Here is a 295-nt window from a genome sequence, read left to right as displayed (position 1 = left end):
AAATGCCAGCCATGATCAGCAGCAGGAAGCCGCATAAATGATAAAAAAATCGGCCGCTCTTGCTTACCGCAAGAGCGGTTCGGCGTCCGGTATAAAGGGCGCACCAACCTGTTTTTGCCAGATGCGAATGCTATTCCGCCCCGCGCCCTTTGCGTCATACAAAGCGAGATCCGCTGCGCGCAAAAGTGCCTCGCGAAACACAGTCAGATCAAGATCGCGAGCGATCCTGAATGTGCCGGATATACCAATGCTGACTGTCAGGTTTTCGCAAGGGCGGGATTCATATGTGATCGCG

1 pseudogene is annotated in these 295 nt (G+C 53.6%); it reads right to left on the bottom strand.

What is annotated here, in order from left to right:
- Positions 1–63: 63 nt before the first annotated feature.
- Positions 64–295: pseudogene (locus HBA93_RS20485) on the bottom strand (hypothetical protein); the annotation flags it as partial.

It is taken from the genome of Ochrobactrum sp. SFR4, from assembly GCF_019730395.1.
Classification (GTDB): domain Bacteria; phylum Pseudomonadota; class Alphaproteobacteria; order Rhizobiales; family Rhizobiaceae; genus Pseudochrobactrum.
The sequence above is the reverse complement of the archived record's forward strand: the minus strand, read 5'-3'. Positions and strand labels throughout refer to the sequence as shown.